General features: G+C 41.6%; 15 protein-coding genes. 12 read left to right on the forward strand and 3 right to left on the reverse strand.

Annotated features, from left to right (window positions below; translation table 11 throughout):
• The 5 genes from ACIQCO_RS03600 to hpf form a co-directional block, all read left to right on the forward strand.
• On the forward strand, positions 1–258 hold a 258-nt coding region (locus ACIQCO_RS03600), incomplete at its 5' end, for a hypothetical protein (RefSeq protein WP_400426048.1).
• Positions 259–374: 116 nt separating this feature from the next.
• On the forward strand, positions 375–1,370 hold the full coding sequence (locus tag ACIQCO_RS03605; RefSeq protein WP_400426569.1) for a nuclease-related domain-containing protein: 996 nt from the start codon (positions 375–377) through the stop codon (positions 1,368–1,370).
• The gene (locus ACIQCO_RS03610; protein WP_400426050.1) at positions 1,355–2,842 is read left to right on the forward strand and encodes an ATP-dependent helicase ComFA; all 1,488 of its coding nucleotides are present in this window, start codon (positions 1,355–1,357) and stop codon (positions 2,840–2,842) included. Before ACIQCO_RS03605 ends, ACIQCO_RS03610 begins: the two co-directional genes overlap by 16 nt.
• A gap of 40 nt (positions 2,843–2,882) precedes the next feature.
• A complete protein-coding gene (locus tag ACIQCO_RS03615) occupies positions 2,883–3,599 on the forward strand; it encodes a ComFC family protein (protein WP_400426052.1) in 717 nt (238 codons plus the stop codon).
• A 279-nt stretch (positions 3,600–3,878) separates the two neighbouring features.
• Positions 3,879–4,427 (forward strand): ribosome hibernation-promoting factor, HPF/YfiA family, encoded by a 549-nt coding sequence (gene hpf / locus ACIQCO_RS03620; RefSeq protein WP_400426054.1) that lies wholly within the window; start codon positions 3,879–3,881, stop codon positions 4,425–4,427.
• 210 nt (positions 4,428–4,637) lie between these two features.
• Here hpf and ACIQCO_RS03625 read toward each other — a convergent pair whose 3' ends face one another.
• Together ACIQCO_RS03625 and secA are read right to left on the reverse strand one after the other, a co-directional pair.
• Entirely contained in the window at positions 4,638–5,600 is a 963-nt protein-coding gene (locus ACIQCO_RS03625; RefSeq protein WP_400426056.1) for a phosphotransferase enzyme family protein, read from the reverse strand.
• A gap of 172 nt (positions 5,601–5,772) precedes the next feature.
• Positions 5,773–8,286: a preprotein translocase subunit SecA gene (secA, locus tag ACIQCO_RS03630; RefSeq protein ID WP_400426058.1), complete on the reverse strand. Its 2,514-nt coding sequence runs from the start codon at positions 8,284–8,286 to the stop codon at positions 5,773–5,775.
• A 515-nt stretch (positions 8,287–8,801) separates the two neighbouring features.
• Here secA and ACIQCO_RS03635 point away from each other — a divergent pair.
• The 6 genes from ACIQCO_RS03635 (at position 8,802) to ACIQCO_RS03660 (ending at position 16,515) form a co-directional block, all read left to right on the forward strand.
• Positions 8,802–10,184 (forward strand): NapC/NirT family cytochrome c, encoded by a 1,383-nt coding sequence (locus ACIQCO_RS03635; protein ID WP_400426060.1) that lies wholly within the window; start codon positions 8,802–8,804, stop codon positions 10,182–10,184.
• 26 nt (positions 10,185–10,210) lie between these two features.
• A complete protein-coding gene (locus ACIQCO_RS03640; RefSeq protein ID WP_400426062.1) occupies positions 10,211–11,374 on the forward strand; it encodes a NapC/NirT family cytochrome c in 1,164 nt (387 codons plus the stop codon).
• A 65-nt stretch (positions 11,375–11,439) separates the two neighbouring features.
• The gene (locus ACIQCO_RS03645; protein ID WP_400426064.1) at positions 11,440–12,147 is read left to right on the forward strand and encodes a tetratricopeptide repeat protein; all 708 of its coding nucleotides are present in this window, start codon (positions 11,440–11,442) and stop codon (positions 12,145–12,147) included.
• 16 nt (positions 12,148–12,163) lie between these two features.
• Positions 12,164–13,129, forward strand: a complete 966-nt coding sequence (locus ACIQCO_RS03650) for a 6-bladed beta-propeller (RefSeq protein WP_400426066.1) — start codon at positions 12,164–12,166, stop codon at positions 13,127–13,129.
• A gap of 109 nt (positions 13,130–13,238) precedes the next feature.
• Positions 13,239–14,363 carry a cytochrome c3 family protein gene (locus tag ACIQCO_RS03655; protein WP_400426068.1) on the forward strand — a complete coding sequence of 375 codons (1,125 nt, stop codon included), beginning with the start codon at positions 13,239–13,241 and terminating at the stop codon, positions 14,361–14,363.
• 247 nt (positions 14,364–14,610) lie between these two features.
• Positions 14,611–16,515, forward strand: coding sequence for a cytochrome c3 family protein (locus ACIQCO_RS03660; protein WP_400426070.1), 1,905 nt, complete (start codon positions 14,611–14,613; stop codon positions 16,513–16,515).
• A gap of 44 nt (positions 16,516–16,559) precedes the next feature.
• On the opposite strand, the gene ACIQCO_RS03665 is transcribed toward ACIQCO_RS03660, so the two are convergent.
• Positions 16,560–17,780: a YecA family protein gene (locus ACIQCO_RS03665; protein ID WP_400426072.1), complete on the reverse strand. Its 1,221-nt coding sequence runs from the start codon at positions 17,778–17,780 to the stop codon at positions 16,560–16,562.
• A gap of 252 nt (positions 17,781–18,032) precedes the next feature.
• Between ACIQCO_RS03665 and prfB the strand changes: the two genes are divergently transcribed.
• Positions 18,033–19,134, forward strand: a protein-coding gene (gene prfB / locus ACIQCO_RS03670) for a peptide chain release factor 2 (RefSeq protein WP_400426074.1) whose coding sequence is annotated in 2 segments (ribosomal slippage) — positions 18,033–18,104 and positions 18,106–19,134 — 1,101 coding nt in all. Because the reading frame shifts where the segments join, the coding sequence is not laid out codon by codon here.
• Positions 19,135–19,470 lie beyond the last annotated feature (336 nt).

Consider the following 19,470-nt stretch of genomic DNA (forward strand, 5'->3'; position numbering starts at 1 on the left):
GGGCAAAGCTTCAAAGAAACGGAGTCCAGTCCAGATAAAAAAGGTAATAAAAAAGGGTTTGGCGATATCCACGGTCAGTTCGGCGAGATTAATGACAAAGTTGGCGAGATAAATCCGCAGTTTGGCGAGATTCCCGTCCAGTTTGGCGAGAATCCGGCACGATTTGGCGAAATCCCTGAACGAGCAAACAAAATCACAGCTAATAATGGCGGGCTCCCCATCCAGTTTGGCGGAATCCCCTTACAGATAAATAAATGACATAAAAACTTCACAAAGTCTTCGACAATTAAGTAGGATTTTCGCCTTTAAATGCAGAATTCATCCAAGGTAAGAATTTTTCCAAGAAAGAAAAAGGAGTGACGAGCAAATTGAATATGAAAGAACTAACCCCTCCGCAAAGGCTTTTTTTAACAGAAATCTTAAAAAGACGACTAATATCAGGCCATAGGAAATATCAAGAGATTGAGAGAGATCTAGCCAAAAGGTGGGCTGGATACTGGGGCGAAATTGCATTAGCCAATTACGTAAAAGAACTTCCACAAGAAAAATACCTCATCTTCCACGACCTCCAACTGCAAGTCAATGGTATTAACTTTCAAATTGATACACTTCTCCTATCGCAAAACCTTATCCTAATCATCGAAGCAAAAAATATTCTCGGTACATTGGTTTTTGACAATGTTTTTAAACAGCTGATTCGTCAAAATGCTGACAGGACGGAGGAATCATTTGAGGACCCGCGTGTCCAAGCGCAACGACTTCAATCCCTGCTTAGAAAATGGCTGGTCAAAAATGGACTCAATCTGCTGCCAATTGAACAACTTGTCTTTTTCAAAAGCGCAACCAAAACAATTTTGAAAACCAATCCAGGTGATCGTACCGATTTCAGCAAAGTCTGCAAAGGAAGAGATATTTTAAATAAAATAAACAACCTTGAACAGAGTTATAATCAAGAACGAGTTGATTCTGAAACCATTACTAAAATAGGAAAATTCCTCTTAAGCCAACATAGTCCAAAACCGATTAACATTTTAAAAGAATACAACCTAACAAAAAAAGATATTCGCAGCGGGGTTTGCTGTCCAAATGAAATATGCCTGCACATCCCGATGACATACAAAAGAGGTAAATGGATCTGCACCGTCTGCCAAACTACTTCAAAGGATGCTCATTTAGATGCTCTAAGTGACCACTTCCACCTACTTGGCACAACGATTACCAATTTCGAATTTCGCAACTTCCTGCACCTTCCAACCATTCATACATCGCAAAAGTTTCTCTTTAGATTAAACTTGCCGGCAACAGGAAAAACCAAAAATCGTAAATATCAACTAAACTCAAAGAAGGTGGCAACATGTGGTTTACCATAAAAGATGAAATATTACTCCCAAGCAACACAAGCGAAGACTCACGTCCAATCTCACAAATCCCAGCCCTCCCGCAGCCGCCGCTCAACCCTGACTACCACTACAATCGCAAGCTTCAGCAGCTTCTGACCGGCAAACAGCTCCTCCTTAACGATATTTCATTCCCACTAAATGAAATTCAATCACATTACGAAAATGGATATGTTACTTACCGTCAAGGGATTGTTTACAAAGGAAAACAGCCGGCATGCGCCCGCTGTGGAAACAAGGAGCAACAATGGTTTGCTTACTATCCTTGCGCCAGATGTGGAGAAACCTGCCTATATTGCCGCCAGTGCATCATGATGGGGAGAATTAGTGGATGTACTCCGCTCATCGGCTGGAATGGCCCGGTGCCAAACACCGCCATCCCCTTAAAAATCAGTCAATGGCAGGGGACACTTTCACAGGGGCAGCTGGAGGCATCAAATCGAGTGGTGGAGGCTATTCACCAAAATCAAGAGCACTTGGTCTGGGCCGTTTGCGGGGCAGGAAAGACAGAGGTTCTATTCGCAGGAATCGAGGCCGCACTGGCTGCGAAAAAAAGAATCTGCATCGCCACACCGAGAACGGACGTCGTCCTCGAACTCACGCCAAGACTGAAGGCAGCATTCCCGGAGATAACCGTTGCCTCACTCTACGGCGGCAGCGAAGACCGTCATCTATTTGCGCCGCTCACGATTGCAACCACCCACCAGCTCCTTCGCTTTTACCATGCCTTTGATGCGCTGATTTTGGACGAGGTCGATGCCTTTCCCTTTACAGTCGAGGAGTCACTTCAGCATGCCGCTATCCAGGCGCGGAAACCAGTCTCAGCGATGATATATCTGACAGCTACGCCGAATGAAAAATGGCAGCGAGAATGCCGCAGTGGGAAGAGAGCCTTTATCACAATCCCGGCTCGCTTCCACCGCCATCCACTCCCGGTACCGGAATTTGTCTGGTGCGGCAACTGGCGAAAGCAGCTGCAAAAAAGCCGCCTTCCGGCCAATGTACTCAGATGGATACATGAGCGGATCCAAGCGAATAAACAAGCACTCGTCTTTTTCCCGCATATCTCTTTGATGGAAACGGCACTTCCAATTCTCCGTCAGTTTGCACCAACAATTGAAGCCGTACATGCGGAGGATCCTGACCGGAAAGAAAAGGTCCAAAAAATGCGTGCCAAAGAAATCCCGCTGCTGTTGACGACAACCATCCTCGAACGCGGGGTCACCTTTCCAAATATTGATGTTGCCGTTATCGGCGCGGAAGATACCATTTTTACAGAAAGCGCCCTTGTGCAAATCGCTGGAAGAGCAGGGCGGAGTAAAGATCATCCGAACGGGAAGATAACCTTTTTTCACTACGGGAAAACCGATGAGATGTTAAAAGCCAGGAGGCAAATAATCGAGATGAATCGCGAGGGCCATAAACGGGGCTTACTCAACCACTGACCGCTAATCAATTGTTCAAATGAAAGGAGTGAATTAATCGATGCATCTATTCCCTCAAGACCGCTGTTTAATCTGTCATGAAATAATCCTTCCTGCCATAGGATGGGGGGTGTTATTCTCACTAGAAAAAGAACATTTCATCTGTTCCAAATGTGATGGTAAGTTTGAAAAAATCGACGGAGAAGCCTGCAGTATTTGCAACCGGCCATTTCACTTGCTGGATGGAAAATTCCGCGATGGAAATTTGTGCCATGACTGCTGGCGCTGGGAGTCAGAACCTGAGTGGCAGGGCTTCCTTGACAAAAACAACTCCCTATTCCTCTATAATGATTTTTTAAAAGAAGTGATAGCCAAGTTTAAATTTCGCGGTGATTATGTACTTGCGAAGGTGTTTGCACCATTTTTCAAAGAAAAGCTTGCCAGAATAGCCCCTGATTTCCTTGTGCCGATTCCATTAAGCAGGGAGCGTCTAGTTGAGCGGGGGTTTAATCAGGCGGCCGCACTGCTGATAGAATCAGGATTTCCACCATCAGAATTCCTTACACGGTTTCACTCAGAAAAACAATCGAAAAAATCAAGGTCAGAGCGTATCCATCTTCCGCAAGTCTTCGCAGTCCAACTGAATATATCTTTAGAAGGAAAAACAATTGTCCTTGTTGACGATATTTATACCACAGGCTCAACGTTAAGGCATGCAGCAAAACTTTTGAAAGAGGCAGGTGCTGCAAGCATCCAATCACTGACGATTGCAAGATAGGCGGAAAACTTCTGGTGTTACAGGTGCAGCGAGCAATGTAACCGATTCCTTAAGCTTTTTAGTGGAAAATTCCCCCACTTAATACTATACTTAAGAGAAACAATCTTTCATTTTAGTAAAAATCACCTGCTAAAGTCAAAGGTTGTTTTCAACATTGTCACTATTTGCCCGATGTTTTTGTCAATAATTCGACAAAATTTTTATCCCGATTTAGCAGGATAATCAAAGGGTAAAATAGAATTATTACTACATAGCCTTAACAAAAGGAGGAGTCCACAAATGAAATATAACGTTCGTGGTGAAAACATCGAGGTAACTCCAGCAATTAGAGAGTATTTAGAAAAGAAAATTGCAAAATTAGAACGCTATTTTACTGAAGCTCCAGATGCAATGGTAAATGTGAATCTAAAATTCAATCAAGATAAAACTTCAAAAGTTGAAGTAACCATCCCGATGCCGCAATTAGTTTTACGCGCTGAGGAAACAAACGTAGATATGTATGCGGCGATTGACTTAGTTTCAGACAAGCTTGAGCGTCAAATCCGGAAACACAAAACAAAGGTAAACCGTAAATTCCGTGAAAAAGGTGACTTTCCAATTACCTTTGCGGTTTCTGAACATTCAGAGGCTCATGAAGTCGATGAAGACGAATTAGAAGTGGTCCGCACAAAGCGCTTTGATCTCAAGCCAATGGACAGTGAAGAAGCAATCCTGCAAATGAACATGCTTGGTCATAACTTCTATGTATTCAACAATGCAGACACAAATCGCACAAACGTCGTTTACAAACGTAAAGACGGCCGCTACGGCTTAATTGAAGCACAATAATAATGTAAGGAACGCTGCTCCGCTAGCCGGGGTGGCGTTTTTTTCTTGAAAGAAAGGACTTTGAAGGTTTTTCAACTATCACATTTTTTTATGACTTCACCGTTGGAATAAGCCATCAACATAGAGTTATCCTCATGTGGATAACTCTATGTTGATACTGTTTATCCACAAAATCTTGTGGAATATCCACAAATCACACAGGAACTTTGTTCAAAACATTTGCTGGTCCTTCTCTAAATCCAAAAGAAATCGATTTAGATTGGTTTCATTAATCCAATTTGTCCCCCAAACATCCTCATTTTTCAACATTGTTCCCAGCAGCCAAATTCTCCTGACTGAAATAAATAGGGGTAAACTTTTTAAGTCCGCTTCTGGTACATTCCTTTGGCTAAGATACCCATTTAAAAATTCATCCCAGCAAGCTTTTTCGAGGTGAGGGTAGTTATTTTTTAAATTCCACCAAAAGACGGCCGTATCATATGCTCGATAGCCAATGCTGCAGCAATCAAAATCAAAGACTTCTAGTTTCCGGTCGTCAATGTGCATATTAAAGTTGTGGAAATCACCGTGGCAAAATCCATATTCAAGCTTTCTGCTCAAAATCTCACTTTTTACTTTTTCGACGGTGTCTATCAACGAATTTCCCCGATGTAAAACTTTTTCCAACACTGGTGAAATGTACGAAAGAGGCTCGTCTAAAAGGTGCTGCATATCCAAGTTGAAATTTCTCCTGTGAGCAGGATGGAACGCAGTTGTGTGCTTATGAAGTTCGCCTAACGACCTGCCGAGTGTGGAGCAATTTTCTTGGTTAATCATTGGTCTTTCGCCAGGGGAATAGGTAAATAATACCCCATATCTAATCCCTTCAGGTGCTTGGATGACAATAATCCAATTTCCCTCCACTGTATTTATCGGAGATGATACCGGGAAACCGGCCATTTTCAAATAATTAAGAGCGTCGATTTCAAAGAGAATGTCGGTTTCGGTTCGCCAGTTATGGCGGTAAACTCTGAAAATATACTTTTCGGAATCTGTTGTGATCACATAACTATCGTTTAAACCCCGTGTTAAAAAATCACAGCTGATAACATCTGTAATCTCATAGGAGTCCAACAGGCCGCGTATGGAGTGAGCTGAAATTAATGAATGTGTGACGGTAACCTTAAAGTCCATTTCTGCCTGGAACTCAAATCCATTCCGATGGAAAGATTGATGTTCCAGGACGACACCTCCTTAAAGAATTGATCTAAACCAATGAAAGCACAAAAGGAGCTGGCAAGTCCTTGCCAGCCCCCAAAATAAACTCAATGCTGCCGCTATAAAGCGTGTTAACTTCAAAGTTTGACTATTTCACCGCACCGCAGCAATTCTTATACTTTTTGCCGCTGCCGCAGATGCATGGATCGTTACGGCCGACGTTAACTTGGTTGACTTTCGGTTTTTTCTTAACGGGTTCGCCATCATCTTTCGGATTCACCGCTTGTCCTTTGGCTACCTCTTCACGCTCAAGATTGTTGCGGATTTCAGCTTTCATGATGTACATAGCAGCTTCATCCTCAATCGATTGAACCATGGCCTCAAACATCGCAAAGCCCTCATGCTGATATTCTCGAAGCGGATCGATTTGTCCGTAAGCGCGCAAGTGGATACCTTGACGAAGCTGATCCATTGCGTCGATGTGGTCAATCCATTTAGAGTCAACCGCACGCAGCGTAACGACCTTCTCAAATTCGCGCATTTGCTCTGGGTAAAGAATTTGCTCTTTCTCCTCATAGCGTTCCTTCACTTTTGCAAAAATAAAGTCGACAATTTCGTCGGGCTCCTTGCCCTTAAGGTCTTCTACGCTAATTTCGCCCTCCTGAAGCAGAGATCCGTGGACGAAATCCACTATCCCTTGCAAGTTCCAATCTTCTTCATCCTCATGGCGGGACGCATGGGCATCGACATTACGCTTGATAGAGTTTAAGATCATTTTCTGGACTATGTCGCGAAGGTTTTCTGATTCTAACACTTCATCACGCTGAGTGTAAATAATTTCACGCTGCTGACGAAGTACATCATCATATTGCAATAGCTGTTTACGAGCGTCAAAGTTGTTACCCTCTACGCGTTTTTGCGCAGATTCTACTGCACGGGACACCATCTTACTTTGAATCGGCTGATTATCATCCATGCCGAGTTTTTCCATCATCGACTTCATATTGTCAGAACCGAAGCGGCGCATCAGCTCATCTTCCATTGATAAATAGAACTGGGTAATACCTGGGTCGCCTTGACGGCCTGAACGTCCGCGGAGCTGGTTATCGATCCGTCTGCTTTCGTGACGTTCAGTACCAATAACCGCAAGCCCGCCCAGCTCAATGACCCCTTCGCCAAGCTTAATGTCCGTACCACGTCCGGCCATGTTTGTGGCAATCGTAACGGACCCCTTAAGGCCGGCTTCAGCAATGATTTCTGCCTCACGTTCATGATTTTTCGCATTCAAGACATTATGATGAATCCGCTTTTTAAACAAGTAAGTAGAAATCAGTTCAGATGTTTCAATCGCCACCGTACCAACTAGCACGGGCTGGCCTTTTTGATTACGCTCAGCAATATCCTCGACAACCGCACGGAATTTTCCATCCATCGAAGAGTAAATTAAATCTGGACGGTCGTCACGAGCAATCGGTTTATTAGTAGGAATGACAATAACATTCATATTATAAATATTGCGGAATTCTTCTTCTTCCGTTTTGGCAGTACCAGTCATACCAGCCAATTTTTCATACATACGGAAGTAGTTTTGGAACGTAATGGTTGCCATCGTCATACTTTCGTTTTGAACCTCAAGGCCTTCTTTTGCCTCAATCGCTTGGTGCAGGCCTTCACTATAGCGGCGTCCCTTCATCAAACGGCCAGTGAACTGGTCGACAATGATGATTTCGCCTTCCTGAACAACATAATCAATATCGAGGTGCATACTGACATTCGCTTTCAATGCCTGGTTAATATGGTGGTTTAACGTTACATGCGACATGTCAAACAGGTTTTCAATCCCGAATGCTTTTTCGGCTTTACTAATCCCTTCTTCGGTCAGCATAACACCCTTTGTTTTCTCATCATACGTATAATCTGTATCCTTCGTCAGCATCCGGACAAAGGCATTAGCCTGGATATAGAGAACAGCCGACTTTTGCGCTGAACCTGAAATAATCAGCGGTGTCCGCGCTTCGTCAATTAAAATCGAGTCAACCTCATCGATAACCCCAAAGAAAAGGGGACGCTGCACCTTTTGTTCCTTATATAGGACCATATTGTCACGCAAGTAATCAAAGCCAAATTCGTTGTTTGTTCCATAGGTAATATCGCAGGCATAGGCGGCCTGTTTTTCGTCCTTGTCCATGCTATTTAAATTCAGGCCGACGGTTAAGCCTAAAAATTGATACAGCTCACCCATTTCGGATGCGTCACGGCTTGCCAAGTATTCGTTGACAGTAATAACGTGAACACCCTTACCAGAAAGGGCATTCAGGTACACCGGCATTGTCGCCGTTAACGTTTTACCTTCACCCGTTTTCATCTCGGAAATATTCCCTTCATGAAGAGAAATACCTCCCATTAATTGAACATGATATGGATAAAGACCGAGCACACGGCGGGCACCTTCACGAACAACGGCAAATGCTTCAACAAGCAAGTCATCAAGTGTTTCGCCCTTTTGATACCGGGTCTTAAACTCTTCCGTTTTTTCACGAAGCTGATCGTCTGTCAGCCTTTCCGTTTCAGCAGCAAGTGCGTCAATTTTCACAGCGAGCTTGTCTAAACGCTTTAGCTCGCGTTTGTTCAGATCAAATACTTTATTTAAAATCCCCATCACTGATGAACGCTCCTTTTTTTCGAGAGTCAGAATTCACTTTTTCAAAAAAATCTGTCAAAATCATTCGATAATTTCCCTATTTATCTTACCACTTCCATTATACAGTGACAACAATGTTAACGAGGAAGCAGAAATTGACATTCTTCCATAACAGATAGATTCTGAACAATGTTCGATTTTTCGTCAAATATGACAGAGTGGTGGCATTTTATGGAGAATACATAGCGATCAGGATTAATCGCTTTTAAAATTGAACGATAACAGAATAAATATCAATAATACTGCATTAAAATACAATTTTATGCAAGTTAATACTATAAAGATAGTGCTAATATAACGTTGTAATAACAACGTTATTAAGTTGTTTTTAGGGTGAAAGAGAAGTTGGGTCAATATGAAAAAATATTCACAAATTGTACATTGGATTATACTCTTACAATGTTAGATACTACCTTTAGAGAGGTTAAAAAGGAAAATAAATAGAGAATAAAACCAAAATGGGAAGGGTGAGTTAAGTGGCCATTTGGGGGAAAAAGAAAAATAAAGAGACAGATCCCGAAACTAGAGAAAAGAAAAAGAAAGTTGGCCTGATTCGCAGACTTTGGCAAAAGTTCAGAAATATAGATTGGAAGAATCCAGTCAACCGGTGGAAGCTGTTATTCGTTTCACTCGTTGGTTGTATTGTTGTTTTCGGTGGAGGATACGGGGTACTTTCCTTAACCAACTCTCCATCGTTCTGTTCAAGCTGTCACGAGATGGCACCTGAGTATTCAACGTTTACAGCGAGTGCACATAGTAATATTTCCTGTGTTCAATGTCATATTAAGCCTGGGTTTACGAACATGATCACGCACAAAATGAAATCAATGAAAGAAGTTTACTACCATGTAACAGGTATACCGGAACAAATTGTTCAAACCGAGGAAGAAGCAGTTTCCAACGAAAACTGTTTACAATGTCACTCGAAGAATCGACTCGTCACCGCATCAGGGGATTTGAAGGTTAATCATAAAGGCCATATTGAAAAAGATATTCCATGTATCACCTGTCATGCAGGGGTTGTTCACGCCAAAATCGCTGCTCGCGGAATTAACACCGAAGAGGTACGCGGTCATTGGACAAAGGAAAATGCCGAAAAATTAATGGAAGAGAAATACTTGAGACCAAACATGGGATCATGTATTGACTGTCATGACAAGGTAAATAATGGCGAAGAGCCATGGAAAGAAGTTGCTTATAACGTTCCCCCAAATCCGGAAGAAGTCCAGAATAAACTAGAAGAGCAAACGAAAAAAGCATCTGGGGAGCCCACTGTAACGGAAACGAAGGAAAGCGAAACGGCAGCAGCCCATAAGGATAAAACACAAGCTATTATTTTACAAGCAATAGGAAAGCAGAATAAAGACGTTAAGATTTCGATGGAATGTAAAACATGCCACAAACAAACGGAAATTCCAAAGACCCACCAAGCAGCTGAGTGGAGTGGAAATCATGGTGATACTGCGGTTCAACAGCTTGATAAATGTGTGAACTGTCACCAGGATTCTAAATGGGCAAGAGAAATTCCAAAAGAAGACATCATGTCAATACTGAAAATGAAAGAGCAAGAAACAAAAGCAAGTAAATATACACCGAATATGACATTGGTAAAAGATCAAGCTCGAACAAATAAGTTCTGCAGCGCCTGTCACGCCGACCGTCCTAAAGGGCATGGGGATAGTAATCAATGGTTAACATCTCATGCGGGCAATGCAAAAACAAATGATCAGAAAGCAGAATGCTTTGTTTGCCATGATCGTGATAAGCCAAAAGCTGACGCAGCCAATGTAAAAGCGCCAACAGATGTTTATTGTCAATATTGCCATAGAACTGGTTTTAAAGATGATAAAACAAATTAAATTCATTATTCTGGAGGGACGCTTTTATGAATGAAGAGAAAAAACAGCTGCCGTCCCCTCCCCGTTATCGCTATATGTTAATCAAAATTGCAACCTTAACATTGTTCTTTCTAGCCCTGTTCTTCTTTGTCGGAGTCTACGGGCTGGAAGCAACCTCAAGCTCAAAGTTTTGCTCATCCTGTCATGAGATGAAACCAGAGTATTATACATGGAAAGCCTCCACCCATAGTGAAGTGGATTGTGTAAAATGCCATACCGAGCCTGGGATTAAGCAGATAGCGAAGGATAAAGCAGACGGAGTTATCAAGGGTTTACGAAATGAACAAGTGACAACAGCCGCCATCATCCGCATGCCGAAAGAAATTTCAAATAGTAAATGTGAAAAGTGTCATAATATGTCAACGCGTAAAGTCTCAGCATCAGGGGATCTTATTATTCCCCATCAGCAGCATACGGATAAAAAAATAAAATGTACACAATGCCATAGCAATGTTGCACATGGGGAAATTGCCGATCGAAATATGACCTTCAAAACCGACTATGATAAATGGGATAGTAAGGTCGGAAAAGCGGCAATGGCAGATTTGAAATTCACCCGCCCAACAATGGAAACGTGTATGGATTGCCATATTGCTAGAAAGATTACCACGGAATGCAGTGCGTGCCACACGACTGGAATGGTTCCGAAAAGCCATAAAAAAGCCGATTTCCAAACGAAAACACATGGCATCATCGCGAAAACAGACTTAAAGAATTGCAATGCCTGTCATAAGTATATGTCAACAGCGACGTTGGAAGGGTATGAAGAAGTGTCTGTGATTGACAAATATCTAAACCCAGATAGCGGGCAATCAAACAAAAACGAACACACTTATGCAAAAGAAAATACTTATTGCCAGGCATGTCACAAAACGCGTCCGGCAAGCCATACGCAAGCGTTTATCGGCAGCCATGGAGCACAAGCAAGTAAAAACGAAGAAAAATGCTACACCTGTCATGATCCTAATCGATCAAATACTGCTAGTGACAACACGGTTAATTGTTCTTCCTGTCACCAAATGAAGCATCGGAATAATTGGCGTGATCGTCACCCAATTCCTGTTGAGAATGTGAAGAAACCGGAAGCAAGATGCTATACCTGCCATGCGGAAAAAACTTGCACAAGTTGCCACAAAAGCAATAAAGACTAGCCCAAGCAGATCTTTGGGCTAGTCCATATTAGCAAAAGAATAGAACTTTTTGGAGGAGGATCCTTATGGAGGCCCAAGAACTCCCGATTATCGAAAAGCCTGAATCAAACAAGAATACACGCGAAATGAAACTAAAAAATCGTTTTACTAAGTTGCAGGGATTATCGCTTATCATTGCAACGTTACTAATAAGCTTGATTGGTGGATATTTAGTATGTGACAAATTTATTTGGTCCAATAAAGATCTAAGCAGAATCGACCAACAAATTGCCTTTTATGAAGGCCAGGTTAGTAAAGAGCCTAATAATCCTGAACACCGGGTTAACTTAGGTTATTCCTATAATTTAAAAGCTCAGAATGAGGATGCTATTAAACAATTATTAATCGCTATTGATTTAGATAAGAAGAATGTTGGAGCGTATTTCAACTTAGGGGTTGTCTATAACGATGAAAAGCGCTATGACGATGCGCTAAAACAATCCAAAAAGGCAGTAGAATTAGCCCCGAAAGACTATAAGGGCTATTTATTAGAAGGAATGGTTTATCGAAAACTAAAAATGTACAAAGATGCCCTGGCATCTCTTGAGGAAGCAAACAAACTAATGCCAGTTAATAATGATATTATCTTTGAGATTGGCAGAGTAGCAGAGGATCAAGGCAAAGTGACTGATGCCGAGGAGCTCTACAAAAAGGCATTGAGTTACGACCCGCTTTATAAACCAGCATCAGAAGCGTTAACTAGATTAGCAGCCAAAACGAAAGACAGCAAATAAAAGGAGATGACTAGAATTGAAAAAGACAACTGTATATATATGGATGAGTACAATGGTTGTACTTTCTGCAGCACTATTCACGGGCATCACCTTTTTTGATTTAGGACCAACACTGAAACCGATCGTGGCGAAAGCAAACCCTGTTGGCGGTGAACCTGAATTTAGACAGTCTTTTTATGGCAGCTTCGATGTTCCACTAAATAAACCAATGGATGTTGCCAAAATTGGCGAGCTCATTTACGTTACCGATACAAATAACAATCAAGTACAGGTATTTGATCAATCTGGAAATAATGTCTTGAAATTTGGGAAAGCAGGGACAGATAAGGGCCAATTGCAATTCCCGTACGGAATTTCAGGCGATAAAAGTGAAAATATTTATGTAGCAGATTTATATAATGGCAACATTTCCATCTTTAATAACAAAGGTGAATTTATTAACTACTTCCCTGATCAAGAAAAGGCGATTAAGTCGCCAGGAGGATTGCGCATCTACGATGAAAAGCTGTATGTTACCGATATTAAAGAAAACAAGTTGTTTGTCTTTAATTTAGAAGGCAAAAAATTGATGGAAATTGGCGGCGCTGGTCAAGAAGAGGGCAAGTTCATTGCTCCTAACGCGGTAGCTGTCGATAAAGATAATCATATTTATGTCACTGATTCCGGTAATAATCGCGTTCAAGTTTTTGATAAAGATGGAAAGTTTATCAGAATCATTAATGGGTCTACGGATGGAAAAGGGTCACCGATTTTTGTTAATCCAAGGGGCGTGGGCGTTGATTCCAAAGGCATTGTGTATGTAGTAAGTAATTTATCTCACAATATCTATGCTTATGACAAGGATGGAAAAGAAGTCCGGGTCTTAGGCGGAATGGGAACAGACAACGGCCAGCTTTACTTACCTAACGGCTTATTTATAGACGAACGTGATTCCATATTTGTAACAGATACGATTAACCAAAGAATTTCAGTATTCTATTAGTTATCTTTTTCATTAAAGGAGGTGATGCGAAAAAATACGAACGACCGTTTTAGAATAGTAACATAAATAAAAAAAAAGAGAGAGAAAGAAATTTGGGAGGTTTTTAGAAATGAGCAAGATTAAATTAGGCTTTTCGGCATTGTTAACGCTAATTTTGCTAAGCATGTTTGCTGCCTTGGCGTCTGCAGAAGGAAATTTCACCCCAACACCAAGCAATCCAGCAGAAGGAATTAATATCGGTACAGTTGATAACTTTGGTCAAGTAAATGCACACAAGACACATGGTAATTTCCAAAACAATACAAACTCTTGCGCAAACTGTCATAGTACACATAATGGTGCTGATACTAAATTAGTTAAATTCAAAAACGCCGAATATGATATGTGTTTATCCTGTCATGACGGTACAATGGGCTTTTATAACGTCAAAAAAGCAAGTGGCGCCGGAATTTTCAGCGAATCCCATGAAAGTGAATCCATGCATAATGTATCATCAGGAATCAAAAATGGCGCTGCTCCTGGTGCCTATACCAATAAGGATACAAACGAATTAACATGTTCAAGCTGTCATAACCCGCATGGATCTGTCAATGACAGATTATTAAAAGAAAATGTGATCGGTAATACGCCATTTGCCTATACAATGGTGAATGGAGTTAAAGTGCCTACTCAAAATGGTATTAAAACCGTTAATCTTGCCTTAACTGATGATCCTGCTTATGCCGACATAAATAAATCAACAACTAATTCAGGATTAAAAATCACTACATCCATTGGTCCTAAAGATGCTGCTGATAAAGTAAACTATTCTCAATTCTGCGCAGCTTGTCATGATGATTATGCTGCTAGCAGAAGTGCTGGTAGAAATAGTAATAAGGACAAAGCGCCAGGGAACACCAATCATGATTTCCTTTACACGCATACTTCTAACTCCAGCTCACAAGGCAGAAACTGTGCAGCTTGTCACTATGCTCACGGTACAGATATTTCAACGTTAATGGATACTGCTGGAAAAACAATTGCTGATTTAACGAAATCACCTGCACAAGGTGGTAAAGGCTGGACTGAAGCAGTTGCAAAAGATTACATGAAAGATGTAAGTGCAGGCGGTTCTTCTAATAAGAAGTTCACCAACATGGCTGTTTGTTGGTCTTGTCACCAATCAACCCATGTAATTCCTGGTGTTACTGCAGTCCCAGGTGGAGATTATAGCGGAAAAACAAAAATCCGCTAAAAAAGCTAACAAATAGCCGCACTATTCGTTAGCTCATCAAAAACCGGATGTAAGATAAACAAGGTAGTAATAGTCATTATTACTGCCTTGTTTTATTATTCCAGCTAGGAGACAAATTGTCAAAAAGATTTAACTTAACGACGATAATTAATGTTAATTCAGTTGATATAATAAAGAAAAGCGGAAGCGCCCGTCTAGCAAATAAAAAAGCCATTTGCTTTTTGGCAAAGAGAAAAGGATGAATATCATGAAAAGGATGAACGTCAAACGAAAGTTATTCACATACATCGTTATTTGGAGCGTTTTTCTTAGTTCCCTCCTTTTATATTCTCCTGAAACAAACGTTCTTTCTGCATCAGGTGTCCCAGAAATAACCATGAATACTCCTGATGAAGGAGCAGTGTTAAATGTTTCAACGGTTGAATTTACTGGAAAAATTTCCAGTGACTCTACTGCTCCGGAGCAACTTACAATAAAGGTTTTCGAACAGCTGGGTGATTCAGAGCAGCCAAAAGATATTACATTGGATGGGAAGCTTTCCATAAAACCGGAGGATAAAAAAGCTGACTTCGCTTATTCAAGGAATTTCAGTGAGGGAGCCCATACTTTGACCTTTTTCGTCACTGATAAGGATGGAGTTAGTAATAGTATTGATCAATCCTTTACTGTTAAGTCTGCTGAGCCCGAACGGAAAATTGTTGCAGAATCGGCTGCCCTTAATGAGACGGTAACTCCAAGCCAGCCTTCTACTAATGAAGAATCTTCTACTTCAAAGCCTGTGGCCATTCAAACCTCTACTGAGGAAATTGGAAATAGGCCATATATGGCAAAAATGTATTTGGCTCCAAAGGGTTCAGAGAAGTTGTATAATCCTGCAAATGAAGAGAAGGATTGGACGAAGGATGGCTTTCTTCCAGCTGAAGATATGACTCGGGTACCTGTGGGTTATCAGATAGTAATTGACATCAGAAGTGATGCATCTTTATCTAGTACGCAACCTTTGATAACGTTTTTCGGAGAACAAGGAAAAGATGGAGAAAAGGGAAAAGAGAAGTTAATAAACACTTTTGATATTTCAAATGACATAAAGTCGTTTGTCTATACATTCACACCCGAAACGAAGCTTAGTCACAGAACAACCTATTATATTTATTTGAACCCAAACATTGCAAATGATTCGGGAAAAATCATACCAAGGTTCCTTAAATTTACTACGGTTAGTCCTGACCACCAAGATGAAAGAGATTTTTCTACTGAACCGGGAATGAAGCTCGCCGATATACCGGACCATAAAAGATCATTAGATTTCAATATACACGGGAATTATTCAAATGTCACCAATGCTTGCCAATACTGCCATAGCACCCATAACGGAAAGAATGAAAGCCTAGAAGGCGGTACATTTGGCAATGAAGAAAATTTATGCATGACCTGTCATGATGGGACTTCAGGCAGTCAGATTGGGCCAAAGGTAGTTGAACATAAAGAGACACTAAAAACCAATCAACATAATCAAAACTCAAGTAGTTCTTGCACAAGTTGTCATAATCCACATACCCAGGGGACATTAGAAAATCCAAATAGTTTTAAACCAGTTTCCACTACCGATAGTCATATTCGGACCTATAAAAAGGCTAGTACTGCAGCGGGAAAAGCAGATGAATTTTCATTATGTTTAAGCTGCCATCGAGGAAATGCAGTTGAAAAAGGGGATAAACCGGCTTCAGATATTAACCAATATTACAGTAAACCCCATATTAACGAATCCTTGCATAATATTAAAGCAACTGAAGACAGCGGCAGCACGTTAAATGGCCAGCTTCCATGTGCAGAATGCCATGAAACACACGGTTCCAATAATAGTAAGATGTTAAGGGAAGAGCTTGGTAATGTAAAACTAAAAGCGGAAGATAAGTTTAAGACAACTGGTTCTACATGGACCGCTTCTGATGAACGCAAATTCTGTATAAGCTGCCATAATGGCTCGACCGTTCTTTATGGGAAAACCGGGCAGCTTAGTGAAAAAGATGCTGCAGGAGATCCAATAACCGGGCATCAGAAAGAAGATAAACAGGGCTGCTCCTCCTGTCACGGCGGAACAAGTAACTCTGCTATAGAAGCTGCCCACGCACCCAAAAGAGCATCTCAATAAACAAAAACGAGAGGCAAGCATAAATGCGCCTCTCGTTTTTCATTTCAATCGCCTTGATCCTTCTTTGATCCTTTTTTGCCTTCATTCTTAATGAGCTCCAGTTCCGGCTTGTTTTTCTGCTTACCAGCCTTATCTTTTCCAGAGCTCCCGCCTTTCGGAAACTCAATGATGGCTGCTGTTTCAAACGGCGGCAATGGGGGGGATTCCTCACCTCCATAAACCAACCCTTTCAACTCGGCTATTTCCGAAGATAATTCAGCTTCCATCTCTGAAACAATTGTAGAAATGGCCTTTGACTTTGATGTAACGCCGTAAAGCCTTGTCAGCTCCTTTAGCGTTCTGGTTTCTCCAAGAGGTGCAATCGTCGACAGTAAAGAATGGACAGCCGCCGCATAAAGATTTGGATTTTCGATGCGCTTTTTCTTTTTCTCACAAAAATTAAACCACAGGATAATCCCGGTGTCGACAATCGGAGGCGGTACCTCAGACGCAAGCTTCGCCTTGAAAATATCGGCAACCTCTTTATAAATTGGTGCAGACCATTCCATCTCTTCTATTTCCAGCATCCCGCCAATCATAGGCAGTTCACTTAAGACCTCTAAGAAAAAGTCCGTCAAATATTCCTGCGGTGAGTCATAGTCAGCATCCAAGCTGCTATCTTCAATATAGGAAAAGCCATGCTCAGGTTTTAGGTCAGGCAAATCAAATAGTGATGGGAAGAAAAGGTAATTTTGCTCGTAAGGCACGATAATACCAATGAAGAAAGAACCCTCTTCAATCGTGACAGCTACGTTGGCTACAACAGCATTCAGTTGTTCGGAGGTAAAGCCATCCTCAACGATAAGCTGATTGTTTTCGACACTGACGACCCTGCCGGCAATCACTCTTGCATCACTCCATGATTGGAGAATTTGCTTCAATTTAGGGCGCTTAATTTTTCCAGCTTCAGCGGTAATAAATTTCTCAATAATTGTTTCTTCGTCATCCAATTCCTCAAACAGGGAAAACCAAATGGCGTGAATGAGCTCATAGAATTCCCGTTCCTGTTCAATATCAAAATCAATTATTTCCACCAAATCCTCAAAATCATCATTGATTTCATTCCCAAAATGAAAGAATGCAAATTGAAGGATTCGCTTTTGAAGCTCGTCCAGTTCACTTTCAATAATCTGGTTAATCGAAATTGCCTTGCTTGCCCCGCAGCACTTACTATACCTTTCGCCACTCCCGCAAGGACAAAGATCATTCCGGTTTATTTTCTCCATCTCACTTCACTCCCTTGTTTCAATATGCTATGTATTAAACAGTTGATTTGATAGGTTCATTTCATCCGTTCAGCTCTTATTTAATAGTACCATTTTTCACTTATCGAATATTAACATACTTAAAAAAAAGAGCCTATTTTTGGTCAACCTTTGAATTTTTAACTACTATCACGCTATAATGGATAAGGAACTGAACAGACCTTGTCAGAATAAACTAGAAAACAGGATGTAATTTTTATAGAGGTGACGAAAATGGAATTAGCAGAAATTCGCAATGAATTGGAAAAATCAGCTAAGAAATTAGTGGACTTTAGGGGGTCTCTTTGACCTAGAAAATAAAGAAGCAAGAATTGCCGAGCTTGACGATGTGATGCTCCAGCCTGATTTTTGGAACGATCAGCAAGCGGCACAAACTGTGATCAGTGAGGCAAATGGCTTAAAGGACCAGGTAAATGAGTTCCATGAATTAAATGACTCGTTTGAAAATCTGGAATTGACCTATGAGCTTGTCAAGGAAGAAAATGATGAAGAACTTCGGGCGGAATTGGAAACTGAGCTTCAGCAGTTAACAGGCCGTTTGAATCAATTTGAACTGCAGCTTCTCTTAAGTGAGGAGTATGATAAAAATAATGCAATATTGGAGCTGCACCCGGGTGCAGGCGGAACGGAGTCGCAGGACTGGGGCTCGATGCTCCTCAGGATGTATACACGCTGGGCTGAGAAAAAGGGCTTTAAGGTTGAGACGCTTGATTATCTTCCAGGCGATGAAGCGGGGATTAAGAGTGTAACGCTTGCCATCAAAGGCCATAATGCCTACGGTTACTTAAAGGCTGAAAAAGGCGTTCACCGTTTGGTAAGGATTTCGCCGTTTGACTCCTCTGGACGGCGCCACACTTCGTTCGTATCCTGTGAAGTGATGCCAGAACTGAATGACGATATCCAAATTGAAGTTCGGACAGAGGATTTAAAAATTGATACGTACCGTGCCACAGGGGCGGGCGGACAGCATATCAATACCACTGATTCGGCCATCCGGATTACCCACCTGCCAACTGGTGTGGTCGTTACATGCCAAGCGGAACGTTCGCAAATTAAAAACCGCGAGGCAGCGCTGAAAATGCTCAAAGCCAAGCTCTATCAATTGGAAATCGAACGGCAGGAACAAGAGCTGTTGGAAATTCGCGGAGAGCAAAAGGAAATCGGCTGGGGCAGTCAAATTCGTTCCTACGTCTTCCATCCTTATTCAATGGTTAAAGACCACCGGACCAATACAGAGAGCGGCAATGTTCAAGGCGTCATGGACGGAGACCTAGATCAATTTATCAATGCTTATTTAAGGTCGAGAATTTCGTAACAACTTGAAAAAAAAACTATCATACAATTAAGCCTTTGCCGACCATTTCGGCAAAGGCTTTCCTTTTTGGATGTGTTAGAAGTGAATGTTGATTTCCGTTCCAGGCGCTTCGCTTTCCGCGGGGCGGGCGGTGAGCCTCCTCGGCGAATCTCGCGCCTGCGGGGTCTCACCTGTCCCGCTGCTCCCGCAGGAGTCTCGCGCCTTCCACTCCAATCAACATTGTGATCAAAATCAACAATATTCTTTTACACAGCCTCCTTTTATGATCTACCTCATGAAACCCCCATCAATAGTGAATGCTACTAGTAATTTTAGTCCTTCATCGCGTCAGCTTAT

Origin of the sequence: Neobacillus sp. NPDC093127 (assembly GCF_044754175.1) — a bacterium.
GTDB lineage: Bacteria > Bacillota > Bacilli > Bacillales > Cytobacillaceae > Neobacillus.